The organism is Paenarthrobacter sp. NPDC092416 (assembly GCF_044755025.1).
Classification (GTDB): Bacteria; Actinomycetota; Actinomycetes; order Actinomycetales; family Micrococcaceae; genus Arthrobacter.
In genome coordinates, this window is record NZ_JBIVQG010000003.1 from 57,793 (window position 1) to 75,728 (window position 17,936).

The 17,936-nt window shown below is 63.6% G+C and carries 16 protein-coding genes; 9 read left to right on the plus strand and 7 right to left on the minus strand.

Going from position 1 to position 17,936, the window contains the following annotated elements; translation table 11 throughout:
• Window positions 1-27 precede the first annotated feature (27 nt).
• On the plus strand, window positions 28-627 hold the full coding sequence (gene recR / locus ACIQC5_RS08005; protein WP_400280263.1) for a recombination mediator RecR: 600 nt from the start codon (window positions 28-30) through the stop codon (window positions 625-627).
• Window positions 628-757: 130 nt separating this feature from the next.
• Here recR and ACIQC5_RS08010 read toward each other — a convergent pair whose 3' ends face one another.
• The 3 genes from ACIQC5_RS08010 to ACIQC5_RS08020 are packed head-to-tail and all read right to left on the minus strand — an operon-like array spanning window position 758 to window position 3,982.
• Window positions 758-1,858 (minus strand): hypothetical protein, encoded by a 1,101-nt coding sequence (locus ACIQC5_RS08010; protein ID WP_400280265.1) that lies wholly within the window; start codon window positions 1,856-1,858, stop codon window positions 758-760.
• Between the two features lie 4 nt (window positions 1,859-1,862).
• Window positions 1,863-3,035 (minus strand): ABC transporter permease, encoded by a 1,173-nt coding sequence (locus tag ACIQC5_RS08015; protein ID WP_400280267.1) that lies wholly within the window; start codon window positions 3,033-3,035, stop codon window positions 1,863-1,865.
• Window positions 3,032-3,982, minus strand: coding sequence for an ABC transporter ATP-binding protein (locus ACIQC5_RS08020; RefSeq protein ID WP_400280269.1), 951 nt, complete (start codon window positions 3,980-3,982; stop codon window positions 3,032-3,034). Before ACIQC5_RS08020 ends, ACIQC5_RS08015 begins: the two co-directional genes overlap by 4 nt.
• A gap of 256 nt (window positions 3,983-4,238) precedes the next feature.
• Here ACIQC5_RS08020 and ACIQC5_RS08025 point away from each other — a divergent pair, with 256 nt between their 5' ends.
• Complete coding sequence (locus ACIQC5_RS08025) at window positions 4,239-5,585, plus strand: aspartate kinase (protein WP_400280271.1); 1,347 nt, start codon at window positions 4,239-4,241, stop codon at window positions 5,583-5,585.
• A gap of 162 nt (window positions 5,586-5,747) precedes the next feature.
• On the opposite strand, the gene ACIQC5_RS08030 is transcribed toward ACIQC5_RS08025, so the two are convergent.
• Entirely contained in the window at window positions 5,748-6,347 is a 600-nt protein-coding gene (locus ACIQC5_RS08030; protein ID WP_400280273.1) for a TetR/AcrR family transcriptional regulator, read from the minus strand.
• A 135-nt stretch (window positions 6,348-6,482) separates the two neighbouring features.
• Between ACIQC5_RS08030 and ACIQC5_RS08035 the strand changes: the two genes are divergently transcribed.
• The 3 genes from ACIQC5_RS08035 to ACIQC5_RS08045 all read left to right on the plus strand — a co-directional run bounded on the left by ACIQC5_RS08035 (window position 6,483) and on the right by ACIQC5_RS08045 (window position 10,717).
• Window positions 6,483-7,754 (plus strand): MFS transporter, encoded by a 1,272-nt coding sequence (locus ACIQC5_RS08035; RefSeq protein ID WP_400280275.1) that lies wholly within the window; start codon window positions 6,483-6,485, stop codon window positions 7,752-7,754.
• On the plus strand, window positions 7,755-10,253 hold the full coding sequence (locus tag ACIQC5_RS08040) for a beta-glucosidase (protein WP_400280277.1): 2,499 nt from the start codon (window positions 7,755-7,757) through the stop codon (window positions 10,251-10,253).
• A 164-nt stretch (window positions 10,254-10,417) separates the two neighbouring features.
• Window positions 10,418-10,717, plus strand: a complete 300-nt coding sequence (locus tag ACIQC5_RS08045; RefSeq protein WP_400280279.1) for a DUF4193 domain-containing protein — start codon at window positions 10,418-10,420, stop codon at window positions 10,715-10,717.
• Window positions 10,718-11,322: 605 nt separating this feature from the next.
• On the opposite strand, the gene ACIQC5_RS08050 is transcribed toward ACIQC5_RS08045, so the two are convergent.
• Together ACIQC5_RS08050 and ACIQC5_RS08055 are read right to left on the minus strand one after the other, a co-directional pair.
• On the minus strand, window positions 11,323-11,556 hold the full coding sequence (locus ACIQC5_RS08050; protein ID WP_400280281.1) for a hypothetical protein: 234 nt from the start codon (window positions 11,554-11,556) through the stop codon (window positions 11,323-11,325).
• A 229-nt stretch (window positions 11,557-11,785) separates the two neighbouring features.
• Window positions 11,786-12,010 (minus strand): hypothetical protein, encoded by a 225-nt coding sequence (locus tag ACIQC5_RS08055; RefSeq protein ID WP_400280283.1) that lies wholly within the window; start codon window positions 12,008-12,010, stop codon window positions 11,786-11,788.
• An 81-nt stretch (window positions 12,011-12,091) separates the two neighbouring features.
• Between ACIQC5_RS08055 and ACIQC5_RS08060 the strand changes: the two genes are divergently transcribed.
• The 4 genes from ACIQC5_RS08060 (at window position 12,092) to ACIQC5_RS08075 (ending at window position 14,579) form a co-directional block, all read left to right on the plus strand.
• A complete protein-coding gene (locus tag ACIQC5_RS08060) occupies window positions 12,092-12,568 on the plus strand; it encodes a MarR family winged helix-turn-helix transcriptional regulator (RefSeq protein ID WP_400280285.1) in 477 nt (158 codons plus the stop codon).
• A gap of 82 nt (window positions 12,569-12,650) precedes the next feature.
• Window positions 12,651-13,235: an SSI family serine proteinase inhibitor gene (locus ACIQC5_RS08065; protein WP_400280287.1), complete on the plus strand. Its 585-nt coding sequence runs from the start codon at window positions 12,651-12,653 to the stop codon at window positions 13,233-13,235.
• A complete protein-coding gene (locus ACIQC5_RS08070; protein WP_400280289.1) occupies window positions 13,222-14,187 on the plus strand; it encodes a 3-methyladenine DNA glycosylase in 966 nt (321 codons plus the stop codon). The genes ACIQC5_RS08065 and ACIQC5_RS08070 overlap by 14 nt, the downstream gene beginning before the upstream one ends.
• A gap of 2 nt (window positions 14,188-14,189) precedes the next feature.
• Complete coding sequence (locus ACIQC5_RS08075; RefSeq protein WP_400280291.1) at window positions 14,190-14,579, plus strand: serine protease inhibitor; 390 nt, start codon at window positions 14,190-14,192, stop codon at window positions 14,577-14,579.
• Between the two features lie 73 nt (window positions 14,580-14,652).
• On the opposite strand, the gene ACIQC5_RS08080 is transcribed toward ACIQC5_RS08075, so the two are convergent.
• Window positions 14,653-17,760, minus strand: coding sequence for a S8 family serine peptidase (locus ACIQC5_RS08080; protein ID WP_400280883.1), 3,108 nt, complete (start codon window positions 17,758-17,760; stop codon window positions 14,653-14,655).
• Between the last annotated feature and the right edge of the window lie 176 nt (window positions 17,761-17,936).

Here is a 17,936-nt window from a genome sequence, read left to right on the forward strand (position 1 = left end):
CTTTGATATCGAACAAACGAGGACATTGTGTACGAAGGTGCAGTACAAGAGCTGATTGACGAGCTCGGCCGGCTTCCCGGTGTGGGGCCCAAGTCGGCACAGCGCCTGGCGTTCCACATCCTTGAGGCCGATCCCGAGGATATGAAGCGCCTTGTCACAGCCATCACCACGGTGAAGGAACGCGTGAAATTCTGCACCGTTTGCTTCAATGTCACCGAGGCAGAATTGTGCAACATCTGCCGCGACCCGCGCCGTGATCCGTCGGTCATCTGTGTGGTTGAAGAATCAAAGGATGTGTTGGCTGTGGAGCGCACCCGGTCATTCCGCGGCAGGTATCACGTACTGGGTGGCGCAATCAATCCGATCGCCGGCATTGGCCCCGAGCAGCTGCGGATCCGCGAACTCCTGACTCGCCTGAACGACGGCGCAATCCAGGAAATCATCATCGCCACAGACCCCAACCTTGAAGGCGAAGCCACCGCCACGTACCTGGCCCGCATGCTCAAATCGATTGGGATCGCGGTAACGAGGCTTGCATCCGGGCTGCCGGTGGGCGGCGATTTGGAGTACGCCGACGAGGTCACGCTGGGCCGCGCTTTCGAGGGCCGGCGGAACGCACTGCTGTAAGCCGCGGACGGATGCGTTCCTTCCCAGTTAGTCCCCTTCCGCAATCGCCGAGCGGGAGCGAAAAGCCCGGGATTCCGGGGTACCCCAACTCGCGGTCACGGGCAAGCAAGGAAGCAACTGGGAAGGAACGTCACGAGGCCGGGGAGATCCGACGCGCCGCCAACCAACGCCCAGGCACCACCACCAGGGCCACCACCACCAGTTGCCCCGCCAGCCCCGTGATCCAGAGGGGCGGCGCGGGAGAAATTGCATCACTTTCCACGCCACCGATGCACGGAGTGTCCCAATAAGGTCCGTCTGCTGCTGCCTGAAAACCGATCAGCACCCAGGCAACGTCGTTCTCTGGCGGCACAACGTTCGCTGCGAAACTTCCCAGAAGCACCGCCGGATTCGATGCGGTCAGCCATGCCACGCGTTCGGTGTGGACCACCGACTCCGAGCGGAAGGCTCCGACGCACTCAAAGGAAGTGACCCGCCCGGATTTGTCCCGTTGGACGTTGATCGGAACGGACACTTGGTCGATCACTTCCATCCTTGGTATCAGGAAGACAGTGGTCACCACATTGCCCATGCACAGGATGGCCAGGAGGACTGTTGTCAGGACGGCACCCGGCGCAGCCTTGGCAAAACAAGCCCGCGAACCTGCACCGATCAACCCAAACAGCGCTGCTTCGCCCACCATGACCACCACAGCGGGTGCCACCAGCTCCACCGGCCCACCGACGTTTGAGCCCAGAATGAGCAGAACGATTCCTGCCGGGATACCGAAAGCACAGCCCCGGAGCAGGCCCGCCAGGAAGGCCGGGAAAACGGCCAATGAGGGTGGTTTCAAACGGAAACCCCAGACCGCCCCGAGGATCGCGGACGCGAGTGATAGCCAGAACGTGGTCAGCAGGTAACTGGCCTCGGGAATAGCCGATTCGAACCAGCCGTTTGCCTCCCCGTAGGCCACCATCCCGGCAGCAGCACCGAACGACAATCCGAGTCCGACGGCACACGCCAGCCAAAACCAAACGGACGCAAAGGACTCCCGGGCTTCTTGCCAGGCTGCCCGGCCAGCGTGGCGGAGGACCTCGCGGGTGCGTGGCTTCGAACTGCCATCCAGATCGAAACCGGGCAGGTCGGCCCCCTGTCGCGAGCGTCGTTCCGACGGCCGGTCGTCAATGACGCCGCCGCCGATCACCTCGAATTCCGGCCTCGAACCGCTTGGATCCTCAGATGCCCCGGCCACGGGTTCAGGCGATTCTGGTGCCGCGCGCCAGCCGGTGCGCAGGGGTGCGGAGTGATCGCCAGCCAAGCCACATGAGCAGCCCTGTCAGCGCAAGTTGCAGACCCAGCCCCAACGGCCACAAGGGCGTGGTCTGGGTCAGGTACTGCGGATGCGGGACGCCGTTTGCGCAGGTGTACGTTTGCTCCGGGCCGGCGAGTGCATAGCGCGAACCTTGGCTGATGGATTCGATCATGCCTTGGTAAGAGTAGTTCACTGAAGGAACATTCCGGTCCGGGTAGGGAATGGCGTCGGCCACCACAACGTACGGATTCATGGCCAGCATCCAGGCCACGCGTTCGGTCCTCAGGACTTGACGTTCTTCCAGTGGCCCCTCGCACGTGTAGTCAGGCTCCCGGATTGGGGAGGGTGTCTCCGGCGAAGATTCCAGGTAGGGGAAGCGAGGAGTGTTCGCCAGGATGGTCCCCTGAGTGAGCTGCACACCGAGGCCAAAGGCAATGAGCGTCCCGATCACCAGCCCAGCCACCGTCAGGTACGTGACAACAATGGAGAAAAGCGGCCGGCCGGCAAGCGCCGATATCCCCACGCCGATCCCGCACACCACGCCTAGTTCCACCGCGAGCATCAACAACGAAACCAGGACGTGCCCGGGGGTCATGCCGCCTTGGATGACCCCGAACACCAGGAAGGGCGTACTGGTCACGAGAAACGCCAAACCTGCCAGCCACGCAGCGAAGAACTTGCCCCACAGGATCTGCCCCGGCGTCAGGAGCGTGACTTGCAGGATGGCCAAAGTCCCGCCTTGCCGGTCACCGTTGACCGCGTTGGCGGACAACGCAGGCGCAACCAGCAAGCCGAACAGCAGAACGAATGCCAGCACCACCTCGAAGATGAGGGATCCAGGCCCGGAAGGCCGCATCATGGTGTCCATCACCGGCCCGCTGACCTGCTGCGATGCGTTCCAGCCCGCCCACGTCAGCCAGCTCACCAGCGCGATCAGCGCGAACCAAATAGCCAGCATGATGTACCAGCCCCGGGAGCGCAGGCGCTGTTTCATTTCGAGCACTACGACGTTGCCAATCCCGGCCAGATAGCCGACGACGGCGTTGCCCGCCGCCGGGGGCTGCGGCGTCGCGGGCTGAGGTACTGGAGTTTCTGCGGACTCGTGCACGACGCTCATCGCCGCTCCGCATCCAGGGTCATATAGGTCTCTTCGAGCGCCCCTGCCGCCGGCGCGAAACTGACCACACCGACGTCGTCATTCACGAGCCGTTTGAGCAACGAGGAAGCATCGGCGTCGTCCATCAAGAGCAAGCTGACGGCCGGCCGCCGGCCGTCCTCCACCCTGAACACGAGCCCGTACTCCCGCAGACGGGCAGTCAGCGCGGCAGTATCAAGCGCCGTGATCGCGTAGCGCCGCCCTTCCTTGGCGGCTTCTTCGAGGGATTGCTGCTTCACGGTACGGCCTTGGTTGACGAAGACGGCACCGTCGGCGATTTCGTCCAGCTCGCTGAGCACGTGGGAGGACACCACCACGGCTTTGCCGGCCGCCGCGAGCTGCCGCAGCATATTCCGCAGCTCCACGCGCGATCCGGGATCGAGCCCGGACGCCGGCTCGTCCAGGAGAAGCACGGAGGGATCGTGGATCATTGCCCGGGCCAGGCTGAGCCGTTGCTGCTGTCCGCGGGACAGGACACGGGCAGGCTGGTCGGCGAGCGTGTCGAGGCGGACGGTGTGCAGCAGGTGAGACACCCTGCTGTCCCGGCTGCCAGCGGGCAAGCGGTAGAAACGGGCCATTTGGGCGAGGATTTCGCGTGCTGTCAGCGACTCCCACACACCCAGCGTGTCTGGCATCCAACCGATCCGCAACCGAACGGCGGCATGGTCATGCACCGGGTCGAGCCCGTCGATCCGGATGGTGCCGGCATCGGGGCGGAGCAGCGAGGCGAGCATCAGCAGAAGCGTCGTTTTGCCTGCGCCGTTGGGGCCGATGAGGGCAGTGACTTTGCCTGCGGGGGCTTGGAAGTCCATGTATTCCACCGCGTGAACCGAGCCGAAGTGGCGCGCAACGCCCTCCGCCACTACGCCACGACGACTCACGGAGCCCTGCGCTGGGACTGCTGACATTCTCGGCCCATCCGTTTCCCGAACTGTCCGGCGTGCGGTCGACGGACAGCCACCGGCCGTCGTCGAGCCCCTTGGTATCTCGATGGTACGCCGGGCATTGTTGCGCCGGAACGGCGGAAGTGGCCGCCATTTGGTCACAATTCCTGCGAGGGCAGTTCGCGGCGATAAACTGGCCAAATAAGTTACGCTGGCGTGCTCCAACTTTGGAAATTAACGCGTCGGATTCGAACCCTATTGATGCAGTGAGGGTGCGCGCATGACTATGCCCACTACCGAAGTGAAAATCGAAGAGCTCGCCAACGAGGCTGCCATTACCAAGCAGCTGATCGTGCAGAAGTTCGGCGGTTCCTCGGTTGCCGATGCTGATGGCATCAAGCGGGTCGCACAGCGAGTTGTGGATGCGCAGAAGGCCGGCAATGAGGTTGTCGTCGTTGTTTCAGCAATGGGCGACACCACCGATGAACTCCTGGACCTCGCATCGCAGGTCACGGACTCCGCTCCCGCCCGCGAAATGGACATGTTGTTGTCCGCCGGCGAGCGCATTTCCATGGCTTTGCTGGCTATGGCCATTAACAAGTTCGGCGCTTCCGCGCAGTCCTTCACCGGTTCCCAGGCTGGCATGATTACCGACGGCATCCACGGCAAAGCCCGGATTATCGACGTCGATCCCCACCGCATCCGCACTGCCCTGGATAAGGGCCACATCGCGATCGTGGCCGGCTTCCAGGGCATGAGCCGCAGCACCAACGAGATCACCACGCTGGGCCGCGGCGGTTCGGACACCACCGCGGTGGCCTTGGCCGCAGCCCTTGAAGCCGACGTCTGCGAGATCTACACGGACGTTGACGGCATTTACACCGCGGACCCCCGTGTTGTGGGCTCCGCGCAGAAGATCGATCGCATCTCCAGCGAGGAAATGCTGGAACTGGCCGCGTCCGGCGCCAAGATCCTGCACTTGCGTTGCGTGGAGTATGCCCGCCGTTTCGGTGTGCCCCTGCACGTCCGCTCTTCATTCAGCCAGCACGAAGGCACCTGGGTCATGCCGGGCGCCGATGAAAAGTTCACGATTCAAGAGGGAGTTGCCTTGGAGCAGCCAATCATTTCCGGCGTTGCGCACGACCGGTCCGAAGCCAAGGTCACCGTTGTTGGCGTTCCGGATATCCCCGGCAAGGCTGCCGCGATCTTCCAGGTGATCGCCGATGCCCACTCGAACATCGACATGATCGTCCAGAACGTGTCCACCCACGGCACGGGCCGCACGGATATCTCGTTCACCCTGCCGATCGTCGAGGGCGCTGACGCCCTGGCTGCCTTGCGTGCAGCAGAGGAGCAGATCGGCTTCGAGAGCATCGAATACAACGAGCACGTTGGCAAGCTCTCCCTGATCGGTGCGGGTATGCGTTCGCACCCGGGCGTCTCGGCCACGTTCTTCAAGGCCCTCTCCGACGCCGGCATCAACATCGACATGATCTCCACCTCGGAAATCCGCATCTCGGTGGTCACCAGCGCTGACAAGCTGGACGACGCCGTCCGCGCCATCCACGCCGCTTTCGAGCTCGACGGCGACAGCGAAGCTACCGTCTACGGCGGCACCGGCCGCTAGGGTCACCATGGCAAGCGACACCGCGACGGCGGGTAACGCCGTCGCGAATTAGCTGCAGGCATTAACGACGAAAGGACCGGAGCGGGCGCTCCGGTCCTTTCGTTTCGTCCCTGGTGTTGTCGCCGCCCACCCGACGATTTCCATGCCGGTGGTATCGACGAATTAAGGCTCCGCCCGATCCCTCGGCGCCAGCAGAACGTCCACCAGTTGCTTCAATCCCTCTGCCATATCCACGTCTTTGTCATAGAGCCACTGAAGCTGCAGGCCATCGAAGGCTGCGACCGTCAGCCGGGCGAGCATCACTGCGTCGACGTCGGTCCGGACCTCGTTGGTTTGCTGCCGACGGGCAATGTCTTCGGCAACCTCCCTGACCACTCCCTCGTAGCGGTCTTTGAAGTAGGCGTGGGAGTCATGGCCGGGGTCATTGGCCGTGGCCGAGGCCACCGCGTAGAGGGTGGTCAGGCCCGGTTCCGTGCGGTTCCGCTCGGCGATTGCGGGCATCAGGTGGATGCCCACGCCTTGCTCGCCGCTTGCGGTCAGGGACCGGCGGTCGCGTTCAGCGAGGACTGCCGTGAGAAGCTCCTGCTTGCCTTTGAAGTAGTGGAACAGGGTGGCTTCCTTGACCCCGACCCGTTCCGCGACGTGCTTGAGCGCTGTGCCTTCAAATCCCTCCGTGGCAAAGACGTCGGTGGCCGTCTGGATAATCTGTTCGCGGCGCTCCGCACCCTTCGCGTATTGGCCGCGCGCCCTCGACGTTGACATCCGTTCAGTCTATTTCACCCTCCCAAAATTGAGTCCGACTAGATTTCTTGCTCAAAAATCTAGTCACACTAGATTTTAGGCGCTAAAGTCTTTCTCGAGACCCAACGGTGGGTCACCCGTTCATCAGGAGGCAATGTGGCCCTCAACCTCAAACAACAGGCGCCGGCGGCCGGCACCGAAGCTGCAGCCGTCGAAGCGGCCCGCGCTCCCCGCGCCTACGTCATCGGCATGCCAATCGCCAGCGCAGGTCTTTGGATGGCCGTCCTGGCCCCCGCGCTGGTGGTGTTGGCCATCAAGGTCTCGGAAATCACCACCCCGGACACCCGCGCCGGAGCACTGAGCTTGGTGGCAGGCGTCGGCGCCACCATAGCCCTGCTGGCCAACCCGCTCTTCGGACGCCTGAGCGACCGCACAACCTCCCGCTTCGGAATGCGCAAGCCCTGGATCGTCGGTGGCTCGCTGCTCGGACTGGCATCACTGTTCCTGCTGGGGTCGGCCGCAGATGTCGGCACGGTCCTCATCGCCTGGGTTGTAGCACAGCTGGGCTTCAACGCGGCACTGGCCGCCCTCGTAGCCACGCTCCCCGACCAAGCAGCCCCCTCCGAGCGCGGGCGCCTCTCCGGGCTGATCGGCATGACCTTGCCAATCGGGCTCGTGGCCGCTGCGTTCTTCGCGCAAATGTTCGACAACGCCCTGCAGATGGCCGTGGTCCCCGGCGTTGTGGGAACCGCCGTCGCAATCGCTTTCGCCTTCACGTTCAAGGACCGAGTCCTCACCGAGAAGCCGGCGCCACTGAACCTCAAAGAGATCCTGGGTTCGTTCTACTTCAACCCGCGCACCTACCCGGGCCTTGGCTGGGCCTGGCTCACCAAGTTCATGGTCTACATGGGCTACTGCGCAGGGCTCCTGTACTTGCCGTACTTCTTCGCGGACCACCTCCACGTTGCAGAATCCCAGGTCACCAGCCTGGTGTTCCAGGCCACACTGGTGAGCTCTGCCGGCACTGTCATCACCAGCCTCGCAGGCGGTTGGATCAGCGACCGCGTCGGCAAGCGCAAGGGCATGGTGATCATCTCCGCCCTGGTCATGATGGTGGGGCTGATCGTCATCGCTACCAGCACCGACACCGGTCAGGTCCTGGCAGGCCAAGCCATCCTGGGCCTCGGGCTCGGAGTCTTCAGCGCAGTGGACGTCGCCCTCATCGCCGACCTGCTCCCCGGCAGCCAGTCCGAGAACGCCAAAACCTTCGGTGTCTTCAACATCGCCCAGGCCCTCCCGCAGTCGCTCGTACCCGCCGTCGCCTTCCCTGTCATTGCCATTGGGGGCTACCCCGCATTGTTCCTCGGTGGCGCTGTGATCGGCATCGTCGGTGCCGTCCTCGTTACCCGTATCAAAGGAGTCAAGTAAATGAACCCCACATTGTCGGCCGCTGTCACGGCCCCGCAGACCGGGGCGCCGGACGCCGAGGCGCGCATCCGCGAACTGGCCTCGAGCCTCTCGCTCGAACAGCAGGTCCAGCTCCTCACCGGCGCAGACGTCTGGTCAACCCATGCCATCCAGGAAATCGGGCTGACCCGCGTTGTGATGTCCGACGGTCCTGCAGGCGTCCGTGGCGAAGACTTCGATGAGCGTCACGACTCTGTCTCCTTGCCCTCGTCGTCCGCTTTGTCCGCAACCTGGAGCGTCGAAATGGCGAACCGCTACGGCCAGGTCCTGGGTCAGGAAGCCCGCCGCAAGGGCGTCCACGCCGTCCTCGGCCCCACCATCAACCTGCACCGCTCGCCGCTGGGCGGGCGCCACTTCGAATGCATGAGCGAGGACCCGCGGCTCACCGCAACCATGGCCGCCGGCTACGTTTCCGGTGTCCAGTCCATGGGCGTCGGCGCGACCCCCAAGCACTACCTGGCCAACGAAGCCGAAACCGAGCGCTTTACCGCCAACTCCGTGGTGGACGAACGCCCGCTGCGCGAGCTCTACCTCGCAGCTTTCGAGGACGCCATCACCGAGGCCCGCGCGTGGCTGGTGATGAGCTCGTACAACTCCATCAACGGCACCACGGCCAGCGAGAACAAACTGCTCGAAACACCGCTGTCCACGGAATGGGGCTTCGACGGCGTCGTCGTATCGGACTGGACCGGCGTTCGCTCCATTGACGCCGCCAACGCCCACCAGGACCTGGAAATGCCGGGCCCGGTAGGCCACTGGGGACCCAAGCTGTTGGCCGCAGTCAACGATGGCCGCGTCAGCCGCGAGGCCATCCAGGAGAAAGTCACCCGCATCCTGCGACTCGCCGCCCGCGTCGGCTCGCTTGAGGGCTTCGCGCCCGCAGTCACCGAACTTCCCGCGGAACTGGACGGAGCCGCCGTCGCGCGTGAAGTTGCCGTCCGCGGCGCGGTGCTTGTCCGCAACCAGGGTGGCCTGCTGCCGCTGGACGCCACTGCGCTCAGCAACGTCGCCGTGATCGGCCACAACGCCGAAGAGGCCCGCACGCAGGGTGGCGGCAGCGCCACGGTGATGCCCAAGTACACCGTCTCGCCGCTTGAGGGATTGCGGAAAGCACTGCCCGACGACGTCAGCGTCACCTATGCGCGCGGCGCCAAGGTGGCCGAGGGCCTCCAGGCATTCCCCCGCACCTCACTGCACAACCCGGTCTCCGACGTGCCCGGAATCCGCGTCACCTTCCTCGCTGAAGACGGCTCGGTGATCTCCGGCGAGGACCGCTTGGCCTCGCACTTGATCTGGTTTGGGGTTGGAATTCCCGACGGCGCCGCCACCATCCGCATGGAGGCGGACTGGACAGCCGAAACAGCGGGCATCCACCACCTCGGCATTGGCACGGTGGGACAGATCCGCTTTGTGTTGGATGGAACGGAAGTGTTCAACAGCGAACTCGAAGACGACACCGAAGTCCTGGGTGCCGCCCTGTTCGATCCCCCCAAGACTGTCCACGCCATTGAAGCCACGACCGGGCAGAAAGTACGCATCGAAGCCGCGTATCAGCTGCCCAAGGAGCAGGCGATTCCGTTCACCGCAATCCTCCTGGGTGAGGAGACGGTAGTAGCGGATCCGCAGGCGGACATTGACGCGGCCGTGGAGGCTGCCCGGAATTCCGACGTCGCAGTGGTTGTTGTGGGCACCAACGCAGCCATCGAGTCGGAAGGCTTCGACCGGAAGAACCTGGACCTCCCTGGCTTCCAGAACCAGCTGGTGGAGGCCGTGGCCGCGGTCAACCCGCGCACTGTGGTTGTGGTGAACTCCGGTTCACCGGTTCTCATGCCGTGGCTGGACAAGGTCGGCGCAGTCCTACTCGGGTGGTTCGGTGGCCAGGAATTCGGCAGTGCAATCGCCGACATCCTGCTGGGTACCGAAGAGCCGGGCGGCCGTCTGCCCACCACGTGGCCTGCCGCGCTGGAAGACGTCCCCGTCCTAAGCACCACACCCATTGACGGCAAGCTCGTGTACTCCGAGGGCATCCACGTGGGCTACCGCGCGTGGCTCAAGCAGGAAGCCTCCGGCGGCGCGGCACCTGCGCTGCCTTTCGGGTTCGGTCTCGGCTACACCACGTTCGAACTCGGCAAGGCCCACGCGCCGCGGTCCGTTCAGGCCGGCAAGGATGTCATTGTTCACGTCCCCGTCAAGAACACCGGCACTCGCACCGGACGCGAAGTAGTCCAGGTCTACCTCGACCGCGCCGACTCTGCCGTGGAACGCCCCGTCCGCTGGCTCGCCGGCTTTGCCGGGACACACCTCGCACCTGCCGGCACGGACAGCGTCGAGATCCGTATTCCGGCCAAAGCTTTCGCGCATTTCGACGGCGGATGGAAGTTTGAGCAGGGCGCTTTCAGGCTGCTGGTTGGTCGCCACGCGGCCGACGATTTCCAGTCGTTGGAGATCGACCTCCGCTAGCATTCGAGGCCCCTCACGACGACGGGCGGCAGCTTCCACGGGAGCTGCCGCTCACGTGGTTAACGCCACAAACTCTGCGACTGATGTAAGATATGGAATTTTCGTGGCATGCTGTACGTTGCATATGCGAATAACCACCCAAGTACACGAAGAGGCATCAACAAGTGGCAGCTGACTACGACGAACTCCGGACAGACGTGAAAGAGACGCAGGAGCAGTCGCTCCAGGCGCTCCAATCCGCCAGCGCGCCCACAGCTAAGAGCGTGGTCCTGGAACTTGACGAAACCGATGGCCTTGACGCCAGCGGCCCCGGCGGCGAAATCGTCGCAGAGGAACTCATCGTCACAGTTATCCCCCAGGCAAGCGATGAATTTACCTGCAGCTCCTGCTTCCTGGTCCGCCACCGCTCGCAGATCGCGCGCGAAAAGGACGGCCTCGCTTACTGCACGGATTGCGAAGGCTAAGACAACAACATGCCCGGGTGACGTCACCCCCACAAGGGAGTGCCGCCGTCGGGAATCGCGGAAGGACCGGAGCCAACGCTCCGGTCCTTCCGCTTTAACGGATCCTACTCCCCGCACCCCTCTTTCACATCCCACCCCCTTTTGAGCACCCTCTCCCACATCCCACCCCCTTTTGAGCATCCCTCTCCCACATCCCACCCCCTTTTGAGCATCCCTCCCTCACATCCCACCCCCTTTTGAGCATCCCTCTCCCACATCCCACCCCCTTTTGAGCATCCCTCTCTCAGATGAACTCCGATTTTCCGGAACGATCTGTCACGGTGACAGCGTTGGAGTCCACCGATAAACGGACTCCCCCACGTTCGGGCGGCCAACGGGACGTGAAAGAGCGTCAGGCCAAACCCGACGGGACGTGAAAGAGCGTCAGGCCAAACCCGACGGGACGTGAAAGAGCGTCAGGGAAAACCCGACGGGACGTGAAAGAGCGTCAGGCCAAACCCGACGGGACGTGAAAGAGCGTCAGGCCAAACCCAACAGGACGTGAAAGAGCGTTGGGGGCACACGCGAAAGGACCGGGGCTTACGCTCCGGTCCTTGGGGTCACGCCTATTTCATGGAGTAATCAGTGCTGGTCGGTCCTGGGTCGTTGTTCCGGACTGCGTAGTGATGCCCTTCGGAATCAGTCTCGACGTCGAAATTCTTCAAGTCTTCCTCAGAGGCCGACTCGAAGTCGTCATGCTTGTGCACCACAGGGGTGTCCGTGTCGCCGTGGGTTGCGGGCCCAAAGACGAACGTCAGCCTTTCGGTCACATGCTGGAAGCTTTCCAACTTGCGTCCCATGTTCTTCCACCTCCTTTCGACGGGAGAGAGAAAAGCGGCACAACGGCGCATGTCGTGCCAGTGAGCCAATTTTACGCCCGGGAAGCGCAAAAGGCTCGGGTCATGGCCCCTGCCTACGCCCGCCGAGATCGAGGGCAGCGAGAGGTACTAGAACGCCTGGCCGGTGGCCCGCACCATCACCTCTGAAACGTCGACGCACCCAAACAGGGGTTCGGCCGGAGAAAAGGGCTTAGCGCAGCGACTTGTCGTCCGGATTGCGGGGCACAACGTACGTGCTGCCGTCCGGGCGCCGAAGGGTTTCCCACTGCTGCGTTTCAGCCTGGCGCTGTGCGAGTAGCCTACGGTTGGCCTCAGTCATTTCGTGATCCAGTGAGCTGCTGTGCGCGGGGCCGAAGATGACCCGCAGCTTGCCTGTAGCTCGCATGAACTTCTGGGTGAAAGACTCATTGGCCACGGGGATCGACTCCTTTTTCGACGATTCAATACCTCCAGAGTACACTAACAATTAGTGCACTAACTAATGCAGGGAGAAGCAATGACAACCGTCAACGACGTCACTGAGGAAACCGACGACCTCTTGTTGGAGCGCCAACTCTGCTTCGCGCTGACGGTGGCCTCACGCAGCGTAGTGGGTGTCTACAAGCCCGTCCTGGAACGGCTCGGGCTCACGCACCCCCAATACCTGGTGATGCTCGCGCTCTGGGAACGCAGCCCCCGCACGCTAAAGGACATCAGTGACGCCCTCCTCCACGAACCCGCAACCCTGTCTCCCCTGCTCAAACGCCTCGAAGAAGCCGAGTTGGTCACCCGCGAACGCGTTCCCGGCAACGAGCGCGCACTGGCCATCAAACTCACGGACAAGGGTGCCGCCCTCCGTGAACAAGCCACGGCCGTGCCGGGCGAGATCCGCGAACGCTTGCAGCTCAGCCGCGAGGAAGTAGCGGAGCTGCACCGGGCAATGACCGGATTGATCGCGGCGACGCAGCGCGAAGGCGCCCACGGCTGGGCGTGAACCGGCCAACAGCGAACCGGCCAACAGCGAACCCGCGCCCCAACCCATCAGCGTAAAATGGCATCAACCTAGGAGTGATTCCATGCGCTTGCGTACAGCACGGCTAACACTGGCGGTCATCGCCGTCGCCGGACTTGCCGCCTGCTCAGGCGGCCCGACGCCCGGGACAACAGGAAGCGCAACCAGCAGCGCAACCCAAGCACCGTCGTCGTCCTCACCTGCCGCCAGCCAAACAGGAACGCCAAGCGAGCAGCCCACCACGCTCGGCCCGGAGGACACCACACCCGATCCCAGCGTCCCGGGAACCACCCCCACACCCGGCCAGGGCAATGCCGAACTCTCCATCGTCTACCTCGAATCGGCGGAGGCGGCGCCGAAGAATTACACACTCGTGTGCACTGGCGGCGCGCCGGCGGAGGAAAGTAGCCACCCCAACGCGCAGGCGGCCTGCACTGCGATCAAGGACAACCCGCAACTGCTCAGCCCCGCCCCGGTCAAGACCGATCAAGCCTGCACCATGCAGTACGGCGGCCCGCAAACGGCCAAGATCACCGGGTCGGTTGACGGCGTGGAAGTCACTGCTTCGTTCAGCCGAACCGACGGTTGCCAGATCGCCCTGTGGGACGCGGCCAGTGCCGTCATTGGTTCCAGCGGTGGAGCAGCCTAGGCCGCAGCACCTCCCCCAGGAGCAATGGCTCAGGTTGGAGGCTGCCCATCATGCACGCGTCGCACGGTACGCGGACCCTTATTTGGCGCGCCGATCGGCCGGCCAGAAGCATCCCGTGGAGGATTTCCTCTTCACGTACTACACCCAAAAACCGGGGCAACTGCTGCGCTGGCATCCGGGCGACGGCGTGGTGTTGAGTGGCGAACGCGCCCGCGAGCGCGCCGCCTGGAAGTTCTACAGAACGCTCGACGACGCCCAGCTCGCCGCCGTCGGACTGCCGCCAGGGACCCTTGCGGTCACCTTTGACCGGGACGGATTCCTTGCGCAACGGGCCGAGGCCATAAGTTTCGCGGGCATCATCCTCAGTGGCACGGCCAAGCGGCCTGCCCAGTTCGGCTGTTTCGGACTGCACGAGTGGGCCATGGTGTATCGCCAGGAGAAGTTCGAGCTCCGGCACGAGTACCTGAAGCTGAGGCTCGGCGGTGAGGGAACGGACGCGGTGGTGGAAGAGAACCGCATCCGATGCTCCCATTTCGACGCCTTCCGTTTCTACACCCCGGACGCGATCCCCCTCAATGAGCTCACCCCCACGCGCGAGAACCAGCGGACCATGGAGCAGCCGGGATGTTTGCATGCCAACATGGACCTCTACAAATGGGCTTACAAGCTGACGCCGGCCCTGCCAGGTGAGCTGGTGATGGACTGCTTCGAGTTGTCGTGGCGGATCCGCGCCATGGACATGCAGGCGTCCCCGTACGATCTCGAAGAATGGGGCTACCCGCCCATCAGGATCGAGACACCGCAGGGCAAGGCCGAGTACGTTGAGTACCAGCGGGCCTTCGCATCCGAATCGCAGGAATTGAGGGCCCGTGTGCTGCAGGCAGTCAAGCCCCTCTTGGACGACCTCCAGGAAACCGCTGCCCAGGCACCCATTGCCACCAGCGAAAGGTAACCATGGGTTTCACCGAAAAGACCGAGTACGACGTCGACCTCACAGTCACGCTCACGGAAGCACCTGGCGCCGCGCCCAGGGAGTTTCGCCTCCGGTCGCTCGACGGCGTGCTTTCTCCTGACCCGGACTCCATTGACTCGAACCTTCCGGACGCGCCCGCGGCGCTTGCCGCCGTCGAGCAGTTCGGCGAGGAAGTGTTCTTCCCGGTTCCCCGCCCCGACCGCCTCTGCACGCAACAGTACGGTGGCCCCCAGGTGGCATTGGTGACCGGATGGTTCCGCGGCCGGAAGGTCTACAGCCAGTTCAGCCGGACAGACGGGTGCGAGATCGCGCGCTGGCGCACCATGGCGTCTTTGCTGGGCAACACCGGAGGATCCACCGGCGCCACCTGAGACTCCAGAGATACAGCAGCGGCCGGCGGGAATTTCCGCCGGCCGCTGCCGTTACCCAGGTGCTGTAAAAGACTTAGCCCGCGTTGTTCTCCTGTACCGGCTCATCGGCACGGATCTTGCCACGGGGTCCATTGTCCTTCTTGTCCTTGCTCGGGTTCTCCGCATCCGGAACCACAACGGAGCCCGCGCTGACCACAACAGTGACGAAGCTCGGCTCGCTGGTTCCGGCAAAGGTCAGGCGACCAATGTAGGAACCCGGCTCGAGGTTCTGCCAGTTGAGCGAAATCTGCCCCGTCTTGCCGTTGGCCAGGCGGATCGGATTTGGCGTCACGGTGGCGTTGCCTTCGTTTGCCCCCAGGACCGCAGCATCAACAGTGGCCTTGGTGGGCTGGTTGTTGGGGCTCGCGTAGAGGTTGGCGAACACGTAGTAGTCGCCCGGTGCCGGGTTGGGCACGGTCACGGATTCACTGGCCGACGCCGTGGCCGACGGCAGCTGCTGCCCGGCAGGGGTGAGGACCAGCATGTCGAAGTCCGCGGCCTCGTCGGAGGAAATGACCGAGAACTTGGCCATCGCCTTGCCCTCACCAACAGTCACCTTCTTCACGAAGTTGGAGGCATTGGTTTCCCCGGCAAACGGACCCGGAACCAGTTCCACGGCGGAGGAATCAGCCTTGGACAGCCCATCAACAGTGACTCCCACCGGTGCGTTTGTGCCGGAGGTGATGTTGATGGTGGCGGAGCCGTTGGGGCCGGTCCCCGTGAAAGCCAGCGCCTTGTCCGCGATCACCGACTGCGGGCGGACGGCAATCGGCGAGGTGACGGTCTTGTTGGCACCCTGCCAGGTCAGCGAACCCATGGCGAACTTGCCCAGGGCGGCGCTGTTGTTTTCGAACTGGACCTTGAACGTCTTCTTTTCACCGACAGCCCCGAAGTTCAGGACGGACGGGGTGACCTTGACGTTGACGCCCGGCACGTTGGCCGATGCGCGGTAGAGGCCCGGCGTCAGCGCGGTGACCGTACGGGTGACCTCGATCTTGCCGGCCAGGTTGCCCAGCGCGAACGACGCAACGTTCATGTCCCGCGGCAAGGTGGTGCCGAGTCCTTCCATGCCCAGGTCCATGCCCGTGCCCTGGACGAACTTCAAGTAATCCTCAGTAGTGGCGTCGTACACCAGGCCCGGGGACAGAACCTTGGCGGGATCAACCTGACCTGCACCCGTAGCAAAAACATCCTTGTTCACTGCGCCGTTGGCCAGCTTGACCGGACCGGCAGTGGTCATCATGGCGGACTTCACCGTGGCCGGAGACCACTGCGGGTTCTTGGACAGGATCAGTGCACCGAAGCCCGCAACGTGCGGGGATGCCATGGACGTACCGGACAGGAAGCCGAAGTTGTCGCCACCGGTCCCGATAGGCGAAACACCGGCAAGGATTGCGACGCCGGGTGCGGACACATCGGGCTTCAACAGGTCGGAATCCGTAGCGAGCAGCGGTCCGCGGGAGGAGAATCCAGCGATCTGCGGCTGAGCTTCCGCGGGCAGGCCGGTGGTGTCGTGGTTGACCAGGGAAACGGTGATGGCCGGGTTGGCCGTGACCTTGTCCTTGATGGTCTGGGTCGCAGGCGGGTTCACGTGAACGGTGGGCACAGCATGCTTATCGGTGTCCAGCGACGATTCGGTCAGGTTCACCAGGATCATGCCCACGCCACCGCCGCGGAGCACCTCGGCGCTCTTGGCGGTGCGGTCCACAACGCCGCGGTCACAGACCACAACCTTGCCCGCCACCTTGGCCGGGTCCAGGGACCCGGGAGTGCAGAGTGCCGCGTTGCCCTCACCGCTGGCAGCGTTGGCGGACAGCACGACGCCGGCCCCGCTCACCTCACGGTTCATGATGCTCGCTCCGCGGAACTTGCTGCCATCGGAGAATTCCACCGTTCCCTGGAGTTCCTGGGAGAACGAGGTAGCAGCAACCGTGGTCAGCCATGGTGCTCCGTGGTTGACGGTGCTGGCTGTGGGTCCGGAGTTGCCGGCCGAGGTTGCCACGAAGATGCCGGCCGAAGCGGCGGAAAGGAACGCCAGCGAGACGGGGTCCGTGGTGGACGTGGTGGAACCGGAGATGGAGTAGTTCAGGACATCCACGCCGTCCAGGATGGCCTGCTCGATCGCATCCACGGAGGCCGAGCCGTAGCAACCACCCGTGGCGGGATCGGTGTCTTCCCAGCAGACCTTGTAGATGGAGAGCTTGGCGGCCGGGGCGATGCCGCTGGTGATGCCAAAGCTGCGTCCATCAACCACGGCGTCCACGTTGGCGTTGCCCGCGGCGGTGCTGGCGGTGTGGGTGCCGTGGCTGTCGACGTCCACGGCCGAAATCAGTTCTTCGGGAGCCCTGTTCTCCTCCGGGACAGTTTCCAGGAAGGCGTCAGCGAAGTAGTGGGTGCTGAGGACCTTGGAGTTGCAAGCACTGCCGTCATAGTCGGCGCCGGTGCCTTGGCCCGGCTGGCATTCCCCGATGAAGGTGTCGCCGTCGGCCTTCAGCATGGCGATCTTGCCGTCGTTGGTGCGGTAAGGAACTCCGACCTCCGGATTACCTGCCAGTGGGCCAACGGGCTCCCCGGCGAAGAACGGGTTGGACGGCGTGTAACCAGTGTCGATCACGCCTACAACGGTTCCCTTGCCGGCATTTTCCTGGCCACCGTATTGGGTGTTCCACGTGCCGTTGGGGCCACTGAGTTTCAGGAAATCGGTGGTGGAGTAGTCCGGAGCGTACTGGGTGTCCGGTGCAACCATGAGCACTTTGGGATCTTTGGCCAGGTTGATGGCCTGATCCGCGGTCAGATTCGCACTGAAACCATTGACGGCGGTGGTGAATTCCCGCTGGATGGTGACGTTTTCCTGCTGCGCAACTTCCTGCTGTGTTTCCTGCAGGTGCTGCTGGTATTCCTTGACCTCGGCACTTTCGGCGTCGAGCTTCTTGCCTTCTTCCGGTTTGGTCGGTGCAAGTCCCGCGGTACCGCCGTCGTAGGTCGCCGCAGGCTTTTCGGCCAGAACAACCATGTAGCGGCCGTCCTTGTAGGCGCTGGGGTCAAGGTTCTTCTTGGCCACCCCCGCCACGGTCTCCGGCGCTGGGGCCGCTTGTGCGGGCAACGCCAAGGAGGAGAGCAGCAACGGCAAGCCGACAGCAATTGCTGCCGCTTTTCGAAGCCCCCCGCTTCTGACGAAGCTCTTTCCTTCTGATTTCACGGGTGATTGCACCTTTCACTGAGGGCGGCCCTGGCATCGTCGCCGGGGCCTGGCAACTGAAATCGGCTGCTTTTTGACAGTTCTTGTCACTAAGCGATGACCAGCCGATTCACAGAGTA

What these genes read in the sequence shown, in the direction of transcription:
- ACIQC5_RS08020 (WP_400280269.1), bottom strand. Translation starts at nt 3,982, where the DNA reads ATGTCAGCAGTCCCAGCGCAGGGCTCCGTGAGTCGTCGTGGCGTAGTG.
- ACIQC5_RS08075 (WP_400280291.1), top strand. Translation starts at nt 14,190, where the DNA reads ATGGGTTTCACCGAAAAGACCGAGTACGACGTCGACCTCACAGTCACG.
- ACIQC5_RS08030 (WP_400280273.1), bottom strand. Translation starts at nt 6,347, where the DNA reads ATGTCAACGTCGAGGGCGCGCGGCCAATACGCGAAGGGTGCGGAGCGC.
- ACIQC5_RS08015 (WP_400280267.1), bottom strand. Translation starts at nt 3,035, where the DNA reads ATGAGCGTCGTGCACGAGTCCGCAGAAACTCCAGTACCTCAGCCCGCG.
- ACIQC5_RS08065 (WP_400280287.1), top strand. Translation starts at nt 12,651, where the DNA reads ATGCGCTTGCGTACAGCACGGCTAACACTGGCGGTCATCGCCGTCGCC.
- ACIQC5_RS08050 (WP_400280281.1), bottom strand. Translation starts at nt 11,556, where the DNA reads ATGGGACGCAAGTTGGAAAGCTTCCAGCATGTGACCGAAAGGCTGACG.
- ACIQC5_RS08060 (WP_400280285.1), top strand. Translation starts at nt 12,092, where the DNA reads ATGACAACCGTCAACGACGTCACTGAGGAAACCGACGACCTCTTGTTG.
- ACIQC5_RS08025 (WP_400280271.1), top strand. Translation starts at nt 4,239, where the DNA reads ATGACTATGCCCACTACCGAAGTGAAAATCGAAGAGCTCGCCAACGAG.
- ACIQC5_RS08040 (WP_400280277.1), top strand. Translation starts at nt 7,755, where the DNA reads ATGAACCCCACATTGTCGGCCGCTGTCACGGCCCCGCAGACCGGGGCG.